Source organism: Streptomyces resistomycificus (assembly GCF_001514265.1).
Lineage (GTDB): Bacteria > Actinomycetota > Actinomycetes > Streptomycetales > Streptomycetaceae > Streptomyces > Streptomyces resistomycificus.
Window position 1 is genome coordinate 296281 of record NZ_KQ948997.1, and the last position, 17542, is coordinate 313822.

At 71.0% G+C, this 17542-nt stretch carries 14 protein-coding genes; 6 read left to right on the forward strand and 8 right to left on the reverse strand.

Features of this window, described 5'->3' with window-relative positions:
• Positions 1-42 precede the first annotated feature (42 nt).
• Complete coding sequence (gene pgi, locus AQJ84_RS28960) at positions 43-1698, forward strand: glucose-6-phosphate isomerase (RefSeq protein WP_053191918.1); 1656 nt, start codon at positions 43-45, stop codon at positions 1696-1698.
• A 117-nt stretch (positions 1699-1815) separates the two neighbouring features.
• On the opposite strand, the gene AQJ84_RS28965 is transcribed toward pgi, so the two are convergent.
• From AQJ84_RS28965 to AQJ84_RS28975, 3 genes are read right to left on the reverse strand one after another with little or no spacing between them, the layout of a single operon-like run.
• Positions 1816-4278, reverse strand: a complete 2463-nt coding sequence (locus AQJ84_RS28965) for an ABC transporter permease (protein ID WP_030045699.1) — start codon at positions 4276-4278, stop codon at positions 1816-1818.
• A gap of 53 nt (positions 4279-4331) precedes the next feature.
• Positions 4332-5108: an ABC transporter ATP-binding protein gene (locus AQJ84_RS28970; RefSeq protein ID WP_030045700.1), complete on the reverse strand. Its 777-nt coding sequence runs from the start codon at positions 5106-5108 to the stop codon at positions 4332-4334.
• Positions 5078-5593: a PadR family transcriptional regulator gene (locus AQJ84_RS28975; RefSeq protein ID WP_030045701.1), complete on the reverse strand. Its 516-nt coding sequence runs from the start codon at positions 5591-5593 to the stop codon at positions 5078-5080. Before AQJ84_RS28975 ends, AQJ84_RS28970 begins: the two co-directional genes overlap by 31 nt.
• 120 nt (positions 5594-5713) lie before the next feature.
• Between AQJ84_RS28975 and AQJ84_RS28980 the strand changes: the two genes are divergently transcribed.
• From AQJ84_RS28980 to AQJ84_RS29000, 5 genes are all read left to right on the forward strand, one after another.
• Entirely contained in the window at positions 5714-6985 is a 1272-nt protein-coding gene (locus AQJ84_RS28980; protein ID WP_030045702.1) for an ABC transporter substrate-binding protein, read from the forward strand.
• A 166-nt stretch (positions 6986-7151) separates the two neighbouring features.
• Positions 7152-8810 carry a glycoside hydrolase family 13 protein gene (locus AQJ84_RS28985; protein WP_374935407.1) on the forward strand — a complete coding sequence of 553 codons (1659 nt, stop codon included), beginning with the start codon at positions 7152-7154 and terminating at the stop codon, positions 8808-8810.
• A 38-nt stretch (positions 8811-8848) separates the two neighbouring features.
• Positions 8849-10177: an ABC transporter substrate-binding protein gene (locus AQJ84_RS28990; protein WP_053191920.1), complete on the forward strand. Its 1329-nt coding sequence runs from the start codon at positions 8849-8851 to the stop codon at positions 10175-10177.
• Between the two features lie 6 nt (positions 10178-10183).
• A complete protein-coding gene (locus tag AQJ84_RS28995; protein ID WP_053191922.1) occupies positions 10184-11548 on the forward strand; it encodes a carbohydrate ABC transporter permease in 1365 nt (454 codons plus the stop codon).
• On the forward strand, positions 11545-12384 hold the full coding sequence (locus AQJ84_RS29000) for a carbohydrate ABC transporter permease (protein WP_030045709.1): 840 nt from the start codon (positions 11545-11547) through the stop codon (positions 12382-12384). The genes AQJ84_RS28995 and AQJ84_RS29000 overlap by 4 nt, the downstream gene beginning before the upstream one ends.
• Positions 12385-12491: 107 nt before the next feature.
• On the opposite strand, the gene pgl is transcribed toward AQJ84_RS29000, so the two are convergent.
• The 5 genes from pgl to AQJ84_RS29025 form a co-directional block, all read right to left on the reverse strand.
• Positions 12492-13274 (reverse strand): 6-phosphogluconolactonase, encoded by a 783-nt coding sequence (gene pgl / locus AQJ84_RS29005; protein ID WP_030045710.1) that lies wholly within the window; start codon positions 13272-13274, stop codon positions 12492-12494.
• On the reverse strand, positions 13271-14371 hold the full coding sequence (gene opcA, locus AQJ84_RS29010) for a glucose-6-phosphate dehydrogenase assembly protein OpcA (protein WP_053191923.1): 1101 nt from the start codon (positions 14369-14371) through the stop codon (positions 13271-13273). The genes pgl and opcA overlap by 4 nt, the downstream gene beginning before the upstream one ends.
• On the reverse strand, positions 14368-15891 hold the full coding sequence (gene zwf / locus AQJ84_RS29015) for a glucose-6-phosphate dehydrogenase (RefSeq protein WP_059198881.1): 1524 nt from the start codon (positions 15889-15891) through the stop codon (positions 14368-14370). Before zwf ends, opcA begins: the two co-directional genes overlap by 4 nt.
• Before the next feature lie 4 nt (positions 15892-15895).
• Entirely contained in the window at positions 15896-17014 is a 1119-nt protein-coding gene (gene tal, locus AQJ84_RS29020) for a transaldolase (protein ID WP_030045713.1), read from the reverse strand.
• 34 nt (positions 17015-17048) lie between these two features.
• On the reverse strand, positions 17049-17542 hold a 494-nt coding region (locus AQJ84_RS29025), incomplete at its 5' end, for a transketolase-like TK C-terminal-containing protein (RefSeq protein ID WP_318717188.1).

Sequence of the window (17542 nt, forward strand, 5' to 3'; positions counted from 1 at the left end):
GTACGCAGCAGGGACAGGTAGGAAAGAGGGCTGAAGTCCGACATGAACGCAGACGGCCGTACCAGGCTCAACGAGACGCCCGAGTGGACCGCTCTGGCCAGGCACCGCGAGGAACTCGGCGACGTGCGGTTGCGCGAGCTGTTCGCCGCCGACCCCGGGCGCGGCAGCGGGTACACGATGCGGGTCGGTGACCTGTACGTCGACTACTCCAAGCAGCTCGTCACCGACGAGACCCTCCGGCTGTTGCGTGAGCTGGCCGCGCGGGCCGACGTCTTCGGCCTCAGGGACGCCATGTTCCGCGGCGAGCGCATCAACACCACCGAGGACCGGGCCGTGCTGCACACCGCACTGCGGTCGTCGCGTGACGCGGTGGTCGAGGTCGACGGGGAGAACGTCGTGCCGGGTGTGCACGCCGTCCTCGACAAGATGGCCGACTTCGCCGAGCGGGTCCGCTCGGGGGAGTGGACCGGGCACACCGGCAAGCGGATCAGGAACGTGGTCAACGTCGGCATCGGCGGCTCCGACCTGGGCCCCGCGATGGCCTACGAGGCGCTGCGCGCGTACACCGACCGCGACCTCACGGTCCGCTTCGTGTCGAACGTGGACGGGGCCGACCTGCACGAGGCCGTCCGTGACCTGGACGCGGCCGAGACGCTGTTCGTCATCGCGTCCAAGACCTTCACGACGATCGAGACGATCACCAACGCGACCTCGGCGCGCGACTGGCTGCTCACCGAGCTCAAGGCCGGTCAGGACGCCGTCGCCAAGCACTTCGTGGCGCTGTCGACGAACGCCGGGAAGGTGTCGGAGTTCGGCATCGACACGGCGAACATGTTCGAGTTCTGGGACTGGGTGGGCGGCCGCTACTCCTTCGACTCGGCGATCGGTCTGTCCCTGATGGTCGCCGTCGGCCCGGAGCGCTTCCGGGAGATGCTGGAGGGCTTCCGCCTCGTCGACGAGCACTTCCGGACCGCGCCGGCCGAGGCCAACGTGCCGCTGCTGCTGGGCCTGTTGGGCGTCTGGTACGGCAACTTCTTCGGCGCCCAGTCGCACGCGGTGCTGCCCTACAGCCACTACCTGTCCAAGTTCACGGCCTATCTCCAGCAGCTGGACATGGAGTCCAACGGCAAGTCCGTGGACCGTGACGGCAACCCCGTCGACTGGCAGACCGGGCCGGTGGTGTGGGGCACGCCCGGCACCAACGGGCAGCACGCCTACTACCAGTTGATCCACCAGGGCACCAAGCTCATCCCGGCCGACTTCATCGGCTTCGCCGAGCCGGTCGCCGACCTCCAGCCGGGGCTGGTGGCCCAGCACGACCTGCTGATGGCCAACTTCTTCGCCCAGACGCAGGCGTTGGCCTTCGGCAAGACCGCCGAGGAGGTGCGCGCGGAGGGTGCCCCCGAGGAGCTGGTGCCGCACAAGACCTTCCGGGGCAACCGCCCCACGACCACCATCCTCGCCCGCGCACTGACCCCGTCGGTCCTCGGGCAGCTCATCGCCCTCTACGAGCACAAGGTGTTCGTCCAGGGCGCGATCTGGAACATCGACTCCTTCGACCAGTGGGGCGTCGAGCTCGGCAAGGTCCTCGCCAAGCGCGTCGAGCCCGCGCTGACGGAAGGGGCCGAGGTGCCGGGCCTGGACGCGTCCACGAAGGCCCTGGTGGCCGCGTACCGGGAGCTGCGCGGTCGACAGTGAAGCTGAGCGGTCGGCGCTGACCTGAGTGCGGGAAGCGGGCGGCGCACGAGCGCCCGCTTCCCGTAAGCCCCGGCCTCTACGGCTCCTCGGGGGCTGACCCCGCTGGACGGCGTCGCCTCAGGCCACCGCGCTGAGCGTGTCCGCGAGTCGGCGGCGGGCCGCGCGGGCCGCGGGCAGGGCGGCGAGCGCGGCCGCGCCCAGCACCGCGGCCGCCCCGAACAGCACCAGGATCGCGGGGGAGGGGCTTTGGGCCAGCCCGCTGCCGATGCCGCTCGATCTGCCCTGGGCGTCGATCAGCCAGCGAGCCACCGGCGTGCCCAGCGCCGTACCGACGAGGACGGCGGCCAGGGCGGTGCAGCCGGTGGCGGTGACGGTGATGGCGGTGATCTGCCGCGGGGACAGACCGATGGCCTTGAGCGCCAGCAGGTCCCGTTCGCCCTCGCGCACGGTGCCGCCGATCGCGGTCAGCAGCTCGATGAGCCCGATCAGGGCCAGTACGGCGATCAGACCCACGACGACCCCGCGCAGCGGCGAGAGCCCGTCGGCCGGGTTCGTCACGGCGTGCACGTCCAGGTGCCCGTCGCCGGCCGCGGTCAGCCGGCCGGCGACCTCGTGCGGGTCGGCGCCCGCGCGCAGCCGGAGCTGATAGAGCGTCGCTCCCAGTCCCGGATCGTTCTCGCGGAGGGTGTCGAGGGAGGTGGAGATGACCCGGCCGGCGTTCTCCGGCTCTATGCTGCGACCCACGATGTGCAGGATCTGCGGTTGGTCGCCCACCGTCATCCGCACCCAGTCGCCGACCCGCACGTCCAGCGCGTCGAGCAGGCCCTGCCCGGCCACCGCCTCGTCGCGGCCGTGCGCCAGGCGGCCCTCGGCCAGGGTGTACGGGTACGGGGCCTGGCGGGTGCCGAGGCCGCGCAGAGCGATGGTGGCCGTCTGGCCCGGGACCAGGGCCGCCACTTCCACTCCCGGGTAGGCGGCGGCGACCTGCGGATCACCCTCCAGCAGCGACCGTGTTTCCCGGTCGGTGAGACCGGTGTCCGCGTGGACGGTGAGCGCGGTCGGAAGGCCGATCCGCTCAGGGCTGCTGTGGAAGCGGTCGATGGTGGTCCACGCGCTCATCGCGACGACGATCAGCAGGAGCGGAAGAGCGAGCCGGGCCACCGTCCCCAGTGACCGCCCGCGGCGCGAGAACGCCCGGTGGCAGCCCAGCACCAGTGCGGGCGGGAGCCCGAGCCCGAGCGCCCGCCGCGCCAGACCGCCCAGCTGCCCGGCCGGCAGGACCGGCGGCCGGGGGGCGGGCGTGGGGTGTGCGGTGTCGGGGCGTCGCTCGGTGGACGGAGCCCAGGGCCGACGGCCGAGGATCCGGCGGGTCAGGCCCCGCAGTCGTACGTCCGCTGGAGCCGAGGACCGTGGCCCGAGGAAGAGGCGGGCCACGTCCGTCAGCCGGCCGGTGGGTGTGGTTGCGGGGCGCTGCACCGGTACCGGAGGAACGCGTCCCGCTCGCCAGGCGGCGAGTCCGGTGGTGGCGGCGATGAACAGCACCGCGCCCACCGGTATGACGATCAGTGCCGCCGTGTGCCCGGGCAGCCCCTGCCACACGCCCAGCGCGTCCCCGAGGCGGCCCGGGATCCGGCTGCCGAGAGCCTGGGTGAGCGCCGCCGCGGCCACGGCGCCGAGCAGCGCGTAGGCGATGTGCTGGAGCAGGAAGACGCGGACGACCTGGCCGGGGGTGAACCCGACGGCCTTGAGGATGGAGATGTCCCTGAGGTGGCCGCGGATACGGGTGCCGATCGCGCCGTGCACGGCGAGCCCGGCCGCGATCAGCGCGCCCAGGCCGAACAGACCCAGCACCTGCCCCAGCAGCCGGTTGTCGCCCTGCGCCTCGGCGCGGGCCTGCTGCCAGGTGGAGACCTCGCTGACCGCACCGGCTCCCAGCACGGTGACGGCGCGCTGGACCGCGTAGTCCGTGTCGTCGGGGTTCGTCAGGCGCAGTCCGATCGCCTGGCCGGCGGGGTCACCTACGGCGGAGGGCAGTGCCCAGACCAGGCCCGGCCGCTCGCCCGGTCGGTAGCGAGGTTCGGCGCTGTCGGCGATACCGAGGACGGTCAGTCTCCGCGCGGTGCCGGGGAGGGTGAGGGTGTCGCCGGGTTCGGCCAGCAGCGCGCGGGCCAGGCGGCTCTCCACGACGACCCCGTCGGGGGTCGCGGACCGAAGCCAGTGTCCGGCGGTGACCAGCGGGCGGTCGACGGCTGCGCGCTCGTCCGTGCCGCGCAGCTCGACCGGGGCGCGCACGCCACGGGAGGCGAGGGTGGCGGAGGCGGTGGGGTAGGGGCCGGAGACGGACTCGACGCCGTCCAGCCCCGCCAGCTGCCGCACCTGCGCGGACGGGCCGGTGTGGATCCACACGTGCGCCCCGCGCGACTGTGTGAAGACCCGCTGCCAGGGATTGGTCGCGTACCCGAACAGCGCCGTGGCCAGCAGGAGCGAGGCGACGATGCCCGCGGTGGCCAGCACCAGGAACAGCGCTTCACCTCGGTGCGTGCGCAGATCGGAGTGCGCCCAGCGCAACGTGGCTCGCACGGCCTCAGCCCCTCGGCTCGCGCACGGTGAGCAAACGGTCGTACACGCGCATGTCAGTCCTTGAGTTGCAGCACGCCGGATATGCCGGTGCCGGGCGGCGGCACGACGTCCAGTTCCGCGTCGTCGGCGATCCGGCCGTCGAAGAAGCTGATCACCCGGTCCGCGGCGCTCGCCAGCCGTGCGTCATGGGTGACCAGCAGGATGGTCTGGCCGCGCTGGTGGAAGCGGGACAGCAGCCGCATCACCTCGCGGGTGCCCTTGCTGTCCAGGCTGCCCGCGGGCTCGTCGGCCAGCAGCAGTGGAGGGTGGTTGACCAGCGCCCGGGCCAGCGCCACCCGCTGCTGCTCACCGCCGGACAGCTCGCCCGGCATGCTCCGCTCCTTGCCGCCGAGGCCCAGCTCGGCCAGCAGTTCCTCCCGCTCGGCGCGCGCCCGCTTCGGGGAGACTCCGGCGAGCAGCGCAGGCAGTTCCACGTTGTCGGCGACCGAGAGGTTCGAGACCAGGTTGAAGAACTGGAAGACGATCCCGATGCGCTTCCTGCGCTCCACGGCCCAGCGGGCCTCGCTGTAGGAGTCGGTGCACTCGCCGTCCAGCCAGATGCTGCCGCCGTCCGGCCGCTGGAGTCCGCCGAGCAGGTGCAGGAGCGTCGACTTCCCGGCGCCGGACGGGCCGGTGATCGCCACGAACTCGCCGTGCCGGACCCGCAGATCGACCCCGCGCACGGCCTGTGCCGGGGCTCCCTCGCCGTGGTGTGTCTTGACCAGGCCCTCGGCGCGCAGCACAGGAGTGGGGCTGTCGCTCACTCCGGCTCCTCCAGCTCTTCCTGGCATCGCTCCAGCCAGTCGAGGTCGGCCTGCAGATGCAGCATCGCGCCCTCGATCAGCAGGTGGGCCATGCGGTTGTCCCGGTTCTCGGCGGCGGCCAGCTTCGACAGACCGCGCATGGTGTTGAGGTAATGGCGCCGCTGCTTGTTGATGAGGGCGATCTGGTCGGCGAGACGGGTCTGCGGAGCGAGGGCCAGCTTCATGAAGAACTCGTCCCGAACCCTCGGTTCGTCCGCCGTCTCCTCGTACCAGGCGCGCAGCGCCTCACGCCCGGCGTCGGTGAGGTGGTAGATCTTCTTGTTGGGCCGGCTGGACTGCTCGATCTCCTCGCCCTCGATGAGTCCCGACTTCTCGAGGCGGCCGAGGGTGACATAGATCTGGCCGACGTTCGGCTGAGGGTACGCGGAGCCCAGCACTTGCTCAAGGTCCTGTTTGAGCTCGTAGCCGTGGGCCGGACCGCGTGCGAGGAGAGCCAGGAGAGGCAGGCGCACTCGTGCTGTCCTCCTAGTCTTCGAATGTGCTCCAGGCCCTAGTATCGCCCATACCTAACAGGTATACATGGCCTCTGACCCAGGCGAAGAAGCCCGGTGCCGGTGTACAGGGAGGAACCTATGCGGTGGATACACGCCGCCGGTAGGGGCCTTCTCGTCCTTGTCGTGGTCCTGACCGGGTACGTCACCTCCGGCGCGCGGGCCGACGAGGGGCTCGGGGGCAGCCGTGGCCCGCTCACCCTCGCCACCGCCGGAGACCTCACCGGCTATCTCGGCCCCCTGCTGGAGGGCTGGAACCGCACCCACCCCGGCGAGCGGGTGACCCTCGTCGAGCTCCCGGACTCCGCCGACGAGACCCACGCGCAGATGGCCACCGACCTGCGCGACGGCGACCGCAGCCGGTTCGACGTCCTCAACATCGACGTCAACTGGACCTCGGAGTTCGCCGCCGCCGACTGGATCCGTCCGCTGCCGCGCGAGCGCTTCCCGCTGAAGAGCTTCCTGCCGCCGGTCGTCGACACGGCGACCTACGACGGACAGCTGTACGCCGTCCCGTACGTCACCAACGCCGGGCTTCTCCTCTACCGCAAGGACGTCCTCGCCAAGGAGGGCGTCCCGCCGCCGCGCACCTGGGCCGAACTGGAGCGGGCCGCGAAGACCATCGCCCCGAAGTACGGGCTCGACGGCTACGCGGGCCAGTTCCTGCCGTACGAGGGCCTCACCGTCAACGCGGCCGAGGCCGTCTACTCGGCGGGCGGCAGCATCCTCGGCGACGAGGGCGAGCGCGTCACCGTCGAGTCGGCCGCGGCCCGCGAGGGCATCGGGTTCCTCGCCAGGGGCGTGCGCGAGGGCTGGATACCGAAGCGGGCGCTGACGTACAAGGAACAGGAGTCCAAGCAGGCCTTCCAGGACGGCCGGCTCCTCTTCCTGCGCAACTGGCCCTACGCCTACGTCGCCGCCTCGGCCAAGGGGTCCAAGGTCGCCGGCAGGATCGGCGCCGTACCGCTGCCGGGTCGCGACGGGCCGGGGACTGGTGTCCTCGGCGGCTCGAACCTGGCCGTCAGCTCGCACGCGCGGCACCCCGACTCAGCCGCGCGCCTGATCGCGTACCTCACCAGCGAGGGTGTCCAGCGCCAGGTCCTCACCCGGGGCGCGCTGCCGCCCGTACGGGCCGCGATGTACGAAGACCCCGAGTTGATCAGGCAGTTCCCGTACCTGCCGACCCTGCGCGCGAGCATCCGCTCCGCCGAGCCGCGCCCCAAGAGCCCGCGCTACGACCAGGTCAGCCTGGTGGTGCAGGCCGTCGTGCACGACGCCATGGCGGGGCACGAGACGCCCGAGGCCGCGGTGCGGCGGCTGGCGCGGGAACTCGCGGCCATTCCCCAGCGCTAGTTACATGTTAGGTAACGAGCCCATCTCAGTCATGTGCTGTGCGCCCGATAAATACTGATTTACTGCCCTGACTTTCAACTGGTGCCTGCCTTCTCGTTGACACCCCTGTGAAACGCCTACCTAACATGCATGCATAACCGTTAGCACGCACAGACAGGTCCACGGGGTGAGTCCCAAGCGCATCGACATCCACCACTGGTGGCGTGACGCAGTGATCTACCAGGTGTACGTCCGCAGCTTCCTGGACAGCACCGGCGACGGCATCGGCGACCTCGCAGGGGTCAGGGCCGGACTGCCGTACCTGAAGAAGCTCGGCGTCGACGGCATCTGGCTGAGCCCCTTCTACCCGTCGCCGCAGCACGACCACGGCTACGACGTGGCCGACTACCGCGGAGTCGACCCGGTCTTCGGCGACCTCGCCGAGTTCGACCGGCTGGTGGCGTCCGCACGGCGGCTCGGCGTCAGGGTGCTCCTGGACATCGTCCCCAACCACTGCTCCATCGAGCACCCGTGGTTTCGCGAGGCGCTCGCCTCGCGGCCCGACAGCCCGGCCGCCCGCGCCCGCTTCCACTTCGCCGACGGCCGCGGCCCGGACGGCTCCGAGCCCCCCAACAACTGGCACGCCATGTTCGGCGGCCCGGCCTGGACCCGCGTCACCGAGGCGGACGGCCGCCCCGGCCAGTGGTACCTGCACATGTTCACGCCGGAACAGCCGGACTGGAACTGGCGCAACCCCGAGGTGGCCGCGGAGTTCGACCGCACCCTCCGCTTCTGGCTCGACCGTGGCGTCGACGGCTTCCGCATCGACGTCGCCGCCGGCCTCTTCAAGCACCCCGGCCTGCCCGACTCCCCGGACCCCGAGGCGGACGCCCGCACCCGCGACTCGGTCAACCCGCTCGCCTGGAACCAGCCCGAGGTCCACGACGTGTGGCGGCACTGGCGGGCGGTGTGCGAGGAGTACACGGAGCGCGACGGGCGCGAGCGGCTCCTGGTCGGCGAGGTCTCGGTCCCGACGGCCCGCGAGCACGCCCTGTACGTGCGCCCCGACGAGCTCCACCAGGCCTTCTTCTTCGACCTGCTGAGCGCGCCCTGGAACGCCGACGCCTTCCGCAAGGTCATCGCCGAGGCCATGCAGGACATCGCCGGCACGGGCTCGACGGTCACCTGGGTCCTCAACAACCACGACCAGGTCCGCACGGTCACGCGCTACGGCGAACCCGCGACGGAAGGCAGCGGTCTGGGGGCCGCCCGCGCCCGCGCCGCCGCGCTGATGATGCTGGCACTCCCCGGAGCCGCGTACATCTACCAGGGGGAGGAACTGGGCCTGCCCGAGGTCGTCGACCTGCCCGACGACGTCCTCACCGACCCGATCTTCCGCCGCACCGGCAGCCGCGCCCGCATCCGCGACGGCTGCCGGGTGCCGCTGCCATGGTCGGGGCAGGCCTCGCCGTTCGGCTTCACCTCCGGTGCCGAGGGCGCCAAGCCGTGGCTGCCGCAGCCCGAGTGGTTCGCCGAACACTCCACCGACCGCGCCCTCGCCGACACCCGCTCCTTCTGGCACCTGTACCGCGACGGCCTCCAACTCCGTGCCGCCCTCCCGCAGTTGGGTGAAGGCGCGCTGCGCTGGCTGGACACCCCGCCCGGCGTCCTCGCCTTCGCCCGCGGCGGCGAGGGTGACGACTTCGTCTGCGCCGTCAACTTCGGTACGGCGCCCACGCCCGCGCCCGTCACCGGCACGCCGCTGCTGTCCAGCGGCCCCTGCCCCACCGGAGTGCTCCCCGGCTCCACCGCCGCCTGGTGGATCGGCGACGGCGCCACCCCCTGACCCTCCGGCAACTCCCAACCCTCGAAGGGACATCAACGATGATGCGACGACGTACGACCCTGCTCGCCAGCTGCACGGCCCTCGCCCTGGCGCTCGGTGCGACCGCCTGTGGCGGTGGCGGCCCCGTCACGGCCGGCGGCGGCGACAAGGCACTCAGCGGCCAGACCGTCACCGTGGCCGGCGTCTGGTCCGGCAGCGAACAGAAGAACTTCCAGAAGGTCCTGGAGGCCTTCTCCGAGAAGACCGGCGCCAAGACGCAGTTCGTGTCCACCGGGGACAACGTCTCCACCGTCGTCGGCAGCAAGATCGAGGGCGGCAACGCCCCCGACGTGGTGATGGTGCCGCAGGTCGGCGTGCTGAAGCAGTTCGCCGAGAAGGGCTGGCTCAAGCCCCTGTCCAAGACGACCCGGCAGTCCGTCGACGCCAACTACGCGAACGTCTGGAAGACGTACGGCAGCGTCGACGGCACCCTCTACGGCCTCTACTTCAAGGCCGCCCACAAGTCGACCGTCTGGTACAGCCCCGACGCCCTCGCCCAGGCCGGCGTCAAGCCGCCGACGACGTACGACCAGATGCTGAAGGCCGGGCACACCGTCTCCGACTCCGGTCTCGCCGCCTTCTCGGTGGCCGGCCAGGACGGCTGGACGCTCACCGACTGGTTCGAGAACATCTATCTCTCCCAGGCCGGACCCGAGAAGTACGACGCCCTCGCCGCGCATCGGCTGAAGTGGACCGACGTGTCCGTGGTCAGGGCGCTCACCACGCTGGGCAAGCTGTTCAAGGACGGGCAGCTGATCGCGGGCGGGCAGAAGGAAGCCCTCAACACCGACTTCCCGGGCTCGGTGGAGAAGGTGTTCGGGCCCGAGCCCGAGGCCGGCATGGTCTACGAGGGCGACTTCGTCGCCGGGGTCGCCAAGGACCAGTTCGGCAGGACGATCGGCCAGGACGCGAACTTCTTCCCGTTCCCGGCGGTCGACGGCGGTGAGGCGCCGGTGGTCAGCGGCGGCGACGCGGCCGTGGTGCTGAAGGACGGCAAGAACCAGAAGGCCGCGACCCGGCTCCTGGAGTACCTGGCGACTCCCGAGGCCGCGGCCGTGTGGGCCGAGGCGGGCGGTTTCCTGTCCCCGAACAAGAACCTCGACCTGGCGTCGTACGGCGACGACGTCACGCGTGCCACCGCCAAGTCGCTCGTCGACGCCGGGGATTCGGTCCGCTTCGACATGTCCGACCAGGCTCCGGCGGCCTTCGGCGGCACGAAGGGGGCGGGCGAGTGGAAGCTGCTCCAAGACTTCCTGCGCGACCCGTCCGACCCGAAGGCGACGGCGGCCGGGCTGGAAGCCGCGGCGGCCAAGGCATACCGGGGCTGACCGGTCATGACCACCACACTGGTGAAAGAGAAAGAGACGAGCCCGCCGCACGACGGGCACGCGGAGCGTGCGCGGCGCACGCGACGGCGCGGGCGGATCGTCGCCCTGCTGTTCGTCTTCCCCGCGCTGCTGCTGCTCGGCGCCCTCGTCGTCTACCCCGTGCTGTTCTCCGTCGGGCGCAGCTTCTTCGACGCCTCCGGCACCCGCTTCGTGGGCGGCGAGAACTACTCCGAGATGTTCCACGACCCGGCCACGCTCAAGGCCGTCCGCAACACGACGATCTGGGTGGTCGTGGCCCCGGCGCTGCTGACCGGCCTGGGGCTGATCCTTGCCGTGCTGGTGGAGAAGGTGCGCTGGGCGACGGCGTTCAAGCTGCTGCTGTTCATGCCGATGGCGGTGTCCTTCCTCGCCGCGGGCATCATCTTCCGGCTCGCCTACGACGAGGACCCGGACAAGGGCGTGCTGAACGCCGCCGTCGTCTCCGTCCACGACGCGTTCGCGGGCACGTCGTCCTACCCGACCGCCCGGGCCCGTGACGGCCTGGGCCTGACGAAGGGCGCGGACGGCTCGTACCGGACGGGCGCGGGTGTGTCGCCGGGCGACTCGGTGGCGCTCGGGCTGGTCGGCGTGGCGCCGCGGGACCTTCCCGCGGGTGCCGTGCCCGCGTACGCGGCGGCGGGGCGCGAGGCGGCGCCGGACGAGCTGAGCGGAGTCGTCTACCTGGACTTCACACCCGGTGGGGGAGGGGAGCAGGGGAAGGTCGACCGACGGGAGAGCGGGCTGCCGGAGATGAAGGTCGAGGCGGTGCGCGGCGGGGAGGCGGTCGCCACGGCGACCACCGCGGCCGACGGCTCCTTCCGCTTCTCGGGGCTGGACTCGGGCTCGTACTCGGTCCGGCTGCCCGCGTCGAACTTCGCCCCGCCGTACGAGGGTGTCTCCTGGCTCGGGCCGACGCTCGTCACTCCGGCGATCATCGGGGCGTACCTGTGGATCTGGACCGGCTTCGCGATGGTGCTGATCGGCGCCGGGCTCGCGACACTGCCGCGGGACGCGCTGGAAGCGGCGCGGATGGACGGCGCGAGCGAGTGGCAGATCTTCCGGCGGATCACGGTACCGCTGCTGGCACCCGTCCTGACCGTGGTGTTCGTGACGCTCGTGATCAACGTGATGAAGGTCTTCGACCTCGTCTACATCATCGCGCCCGGGCCCGTGCAGGAGGACGCGACCGTGCTCGCGACCCAGATGTGGCTGGTGTCGTTCGGCGGTGGCAACAACCAGGGGCTGGGCAGCGCCCTCGGGGTCCTGCTGCTGCTCCTGGTGCTCCCGGCCATGGTCTTCAACGTCCGCCGTTTCCGAAGGAGTCAGCGATGAACACCGTCCGGCGCGGCCTGTCCAACGGTGTGGTGCAGGCCTTCCTCGTGGTGGTCGGGCTGGTCTGGGTCACCCCGCTGGCCGGGCTGTTCCTGTCGTCGCTGCGGTCCGCGCAGGACACGGCGACGGGCGGCTGGTGGACCGTGTTCGCCAGTCCCGGCCAGCTGTCCTTCGACAACTACTCGGCGCTGCTGAAGAACGCCGGGATCACCCAGGCGTTCTGGAACACGGTTCTCATCTCGGTGCCGACGACCGTGCTGGTCGTCGTCCTGGCCGCGCTCGCCGGATACGCCTTCGCGTGGCTGGACTTCCCCGGGCGGGAGGCGATCTTCCTGGTCGTGGTGGCGTTGCTGGTGGTGCCCGTGCAGATCGGGCTGCTGCCGGTCGCCAAGCTCTTCGGGCAGCTCGGGTTGTTCGGCACGATTCCCGGTGTGGTGCTGTTCCACGTCGCGTACGGGCTGCCGTTCGCCGTGTTCCTGCTGCGCAACTACTTCGCCGAGTTGCCGAAGGAGATGCTGGAGGCGGCGCGGATGGACGGCGGAAGCGAATGGCGCATCTTCACGCGGCTGATCCTGCCGGTGGGCCGGCCGGCCATCGCCAGCCTGGCCATCTTCCAGTTCCTGTGGGTGTGGAACGACATGCTGGTGGCGCTCCTGTTCGCGGACAGCTCGTCACAACCCCTGACCGTGCAACTCCAGTCGCAGATACGGCAGTTCGGCAGCAACATCGACGTGCTGGCGCCGGGGGCGTTCGTGTCGCTGGTGGTGCCGGTGGCCGTGTTCTTCGCGTTCCAGCGGCACTTCGTGCAAGGGGTGATGGCGGGATCGGTCAAGTGACCGGAGCGTCGCCCCACGGCGGCATGGCGACCCGCTGAGCGGGCGGAAGCAGCCCGGGGCGGTGGGGGCGGTGGAGGAAGGAGACCTCCGCCGCCCCCACCCGCACGTCACGCGGACGCCGGCGGATACAGCGACCTGGGCAGCTGGGAGGCGGCCGCCGAGTCCAGCAGCCACAGGGTGCGCTGCCTGCCGTACGCCCCCGCCGCCGGGGCCTGGATCTCGCCCGCGCCCGAGAGGGCGATCGCCGCGGCCTGGGCCTTGTCCTCGCCGGCGGCCAGGAGCCAGACCTCGCGGGCGGCGCGGATCGCCGGGAGGGTGAGGGTGGTGCGGGTCGGCGGGGGCTTCGGGGCGCCGTGGACGCCGACGACCGTGCGCTCGGTCTCCCGTACCGCGGGGAGCTCCGGGAACAGGGACGCCACATGGGTGTCCGGGCCGACGCCCAGCATCAGGACGTCGAAGGTCGGCACGGCTCCGTGGTTCTCGGGGCCCGCCGCCCGGGACAGCTCCTGCGCGTAGGCGGCGGCCGCCGCGTCCGCGTCGGCTCCGTGGGGACCGTCCGACGCGGGCATGGCGTGCACGCGCTCGGGGTCCAGGGGCACCGAGTCCAGCAGGGCCTCGCGGGCCTGCGTGACATTGCGTTCCGGGTCGCCCTCCGGAAGGAACCGCTCGTCACCCCACCACAGGTCCAGCCGCCCCCAGTCGATGGCGTCGCGGGCCGGAGCGGCGGCGAGCGCGGCCAGCAGGCCGTTGCCGTTGCGGCCGCCCGTCAGGACCACGGACGCCGAGCCCCGGGAGGCCTGCGCGTCCACGACCTTGGTGATCAGACGGGCCGCGGCGGCCTGGGCCATCAGCTCCTTGTCATGGTGCACGACCAGCTGCGGAGTGCTCACTTCGCCGCCGCCTTCTTCACCGGGGCCTGCGCCGCCTCTTCCCTCGCGGGAGCTTTCGCAGCCGTCTCGACGGGAGCGGCGACCGCGGCCGGTTCTCCTTTGGCCACTGCTTCCGGGGCCTCGGTGTCCGGCTCGCCGCCAAAGGCCTCGGCGTCCTTGCCGTTGCCGTTGGAGACGTTCAGGCGGTGCACCCCGAACCGCAGCGCGGAGGCGTACGTGTCGTCCGGGTCCAGCCGCCGCAGCTCCTCCCCGATCAGCTCGGCCGTCTCGCGGCGCTTGAGCGCCACCGCACGGTCGGGCTGACCCTGGATGGAGAGGGTGGCGAGGGAGCCGTCCGCGCGGTCCAGGACGATCGGGCCGCAGTCGGTCTGCATACGCACCGCCGTGAGGCCGGGGCCCGATGACAGCGACCGCTTCACCGGGACGTCCAGCCGGTCCGCGAGCCACATCGCGAGCAGCTCGCAGCTCGGGTTGAACTCCTCGCCCTCCACCTCGACGGCCGCCACCTCGCAGGTGACCTGGTCCAGGGCCGCGGCCAGCATCGAACGCCAGGGCGTGATGCGGGTCCACGACAGGTCCGTGTCACCCGGTGTGTAGGCGTCGGCCCGCGAGCCGAGCTCCCGCACCGGCTGCTCGGAGGCGTAGGTGTCGGTGACCCGGCGCTGGGCGAGGGCGCCCAGCGCGTCGCCCGCCGGGTCCAGGGGCGCGTTCACCGGCCACCAGACCACGACCGGGGCGTCCGGCAGCAGCAGCGGCAGGACGACCGACTGGGCGTGGTCCACGACCTCGCCGTACAGCCGCAGGACGACCGTCTCGCCGCTGCCCGCGTCGGCGCCCACCCGCACCTCGGCGTCCAACCGGGACTGGGTACGGTCCCGGGGCGAACGCGAGACGCGCTTGATGACCACGAGCGTGCGCGAGGGGTGCTCGTGCGAGGCGTCGTTGGCGGCCCTCAGGGCGTCGTACGCGTTCTCCTCGTCCGTGACGATGACCAGTGTGAGCACCATGCCGACGGCCGGTGTGCCGATGGCCCGGCGGCCCTGTACCAGCGCCTTGTTGACCTTGCTGGCCGTGGTGTCCGTGAGGTCTATCTTCATGGCCGGCGCCAGCTCCGTCCGTCTCGCTCGAGCATTTCGTCCGCCTCGTTGGGGCCCCAGGTGCCGGCCTGGTACTGGGCGGGCTTGCCGTGCTTGTCCCAGTACACCTCGATCGGGTCGAGGATCTTCCAGGACAGCTCGACCTCCTCGGTGCGCGGGAAGAGGTTCGAGTCGCCGAGCAGGACGTCGAGGATGAGCCGCTCGTACGCCTCGGGGCTGGACTCCGTGAAGGACTCGCCGTACGCGAAGTCCATGGACACGTCCCGGATCTCCATGGAGGTGCCGGGCACCTTGGAGCCGAAGCGGACCGTGACGCCCTCGTCGGGCTGGACGCGGATGACGATGGCGTTCTTGCCGAGCTCCTCCGTCGCCGTGTGGTCGAAGGGGGAGTGCGGGGCCCGCTGGAAGACCACCGCGATCTCGGTGACCCGGCGGCCCAGACGCTTGCCGGTCCTGAGGTAGAAGGGGACACCCGCCCAGCGGCGGTTGTCGACCTCCAGCTTGATGGCCGCGTACGTGTCGGTCTTCGACTTGGCGTTGATGCCGTCTTCCTGGAGGTAGCCGATGACCTTCTCGCCACCCTGCCAGCCGGCCGCGTACTGTCCGCGGACGGTGTCGCGGCCCAGGTCCTTGGGCAGCCTCACCGCGCCGAGCACCTTGGTCTTCTCCGCGGCCAGCGCGTCCGCGTCGAAGGAGGCGGGCTCCTCCATGGCGGTGAGGGCCATCAGCTGGAGCAGGTGGTTCTGGATGACGTCGCGGGCGGCGCCGATGCCGTCGTAGTAGCCGGCCCGGCCGCCGATGCCGATGTCCTCGGCCATGGTGATCTGCACGTGGTCCACGAAGGACCGGTTCCAGATCGGCTCGAACATCGTGTTGGCGAAGCGGAGCGCCAGGATGTTCTGGACGGTCTCCTTGCCCAGGTAGTGGTCGATACGGAAGACCTGGTCCGGGGCGAAGACCTGGTGGACGATCGCGTTGAGCTCCTCGGCCGACTCGAGGTTGTGCCCGAAGGGCTTCTCGATGACCGCGCGCCGCCAGGAGCCGCTCGTCTGGTCGGCCAGGTTGTGCTTCTTCAGCTGCTGGATGACGACGGGGAAGGCCGACGGCGGCACCGACAGGTAGAAGGCGAAGTTGCCGCCCGTGCCCTGGGCCTTGTCGAGCTCCTCGATCGTGCCGCGCAGCCGCTCGAACGCGTCGTCGTCGTCGAAGGTGCCCTGGACGAAGCGCATCCCCTGGATGAGCTGCTGCCAGACCTCCTCACGGAACGGCGTACGGGCGTGCTCCTTGACCGCGTCGTGGACCTCCTGTGCGAAGTCCTCGTGCTGCCACTCACGGCGTGCGAAGCCGACCAGCGAGAAACCCGGTGGCAGCAGACCCCGGTTCGCGAGGTCGTACACGGCGGGCATGAGCTTCTTTCGTGACAAATCGCCCGTGACGCCGAAAATGACCAGGCCCGACGGCCCCGCGATACGCGGGAGCCGTCGGTCGGCGGGGTCACGCAGCGGGTTGCTGCTCGACAAGGTTTCAGCCCTCCGAAGGGGCGAGGCGCTGAAGCTCTGCCTCGGTCGACTTGAGCAGGTCGTTCCAGGACGCCTCGAACTTCTCGACGCCCTCTTCCTCGAGCAGCCGGACCACGTCGTCGTACGAGATCCCGAGCTTCTCGACGGCGTCGAGGTCGGCGCGGGCCTGCTCGTAGGTGCCGGCGACGGCGTCGCCGCGGATCTGGCCGTGGTCCTCGGTGGCGAAGAGCGTGGCCTCGGGCATGGTGTTCACCGTGTTCGGCGCCACCAGCTCGTCGACGTACAGCGTGTCCTTGTACGCCTTGTCCTTGACGCCGGTCGACGCCCACAGCGGACGCTGCTTGTTGGCGCCGGAGCTCTCCAGCGTGGTCCAGCGGTCCGAGGAGAAGACCTCCTCGTACGCCTGGTAGGCGAGGCGCGCGTTGGCCACGCCCGCCTTGCCGCGGGCGGCCTTGGCCTCGTCGGTGCCGAGCGCGTCGATCCGCTTGTCGATCTCGGTGTCCACGCGGGACACGAAGAAGGACGCCACGGAGTGGATCTTCGACAGGTCCAGGCCGCGCTCCTTGGCCTTCTCCAGGCCCGCGAGGAACGCGTCCATCACCATGCGGTAGCGCTCCAGCGAGAAGATCAGCGTGACGTTGACGCTGATCCCGAGGCCGATGACCTCGGTGATCGCCGGAATGCCCGCCTCGGTGGCCGGGATCTTGATCAGGGTGTTCGGGCGGTCCACCAGCCAGGCCAGCTGCTTGGCCTCGGCGACCGTCGCCTTGACGTTGTGGGCCAGGCGCGGGTCGACCTCGATGGAGACCCGGCCGTCCTTGCCGTCGGTGGCGTCGAAGACCGGGCGCAGGATGTCGGCGGCGTCACGGACGTCCGCCGTCGTGATCATGCGGATGGCCTCTTCGACGCTGACCTTGCGGAAGGCGAGGTCGGAGAGCTGCTGGTCGTAACCGTCGCCCTCGGAGATCGCCTTCTGGAAGATCGACGGGTTGGTGGTGACGCCCACGACGTGCTGCTGGTCGATCAGCTCGGCGAGGTTGCCGGACGTGATCCGCTTGCGCGACAGGTCGTCCAGCCAGATCGCCACGCCTTCCTCGGAGAGGCGCTTGAGTGCGTCTGTCATGGAAATTGCATCTCCTACGTGTCGTATATGAGCGTCAGCGCTGGGCGGCGGCGATCGATTCCCTGGCCTGGGCGGCCACGTTCTCGGCAGTGAAGCCGAACTCGCGGAAGAGCACCTTGCCGTCGGCCGAAGCACCGAAGTGCTCCAGGGAAACGATGCGACCGGCGTCACCCACGTACTTGTGCCAGGTGAGACCGATACCGGCCTCGACCGCGACGCGCGCCTTGACCGCCGGCGGCAGGACGCTGTCCCGGTACCCCTGGTCCTGCTCCTCGAACCATTCCACGGACGGCATGGAGACGACCCGCGTCGGCACACCGTCGGCCTCGAGCTGCTCGCGCGCCTCGACGGCGACGTGCACCTCGGAACCGGTCGCGATGAGCACCACCTCGGGCGTCCCGCCGGACGCCTCGAACAGGACGTAACCGCCCTTGGCCGCGTCCTCGTTGGGCTCGTAGGTCGGCACGCCCTGGCGGGTCAGCGCCAGGCCGTGCGGGGCGCCCTTGCCGAAGACCTTGGTGTAGCGGC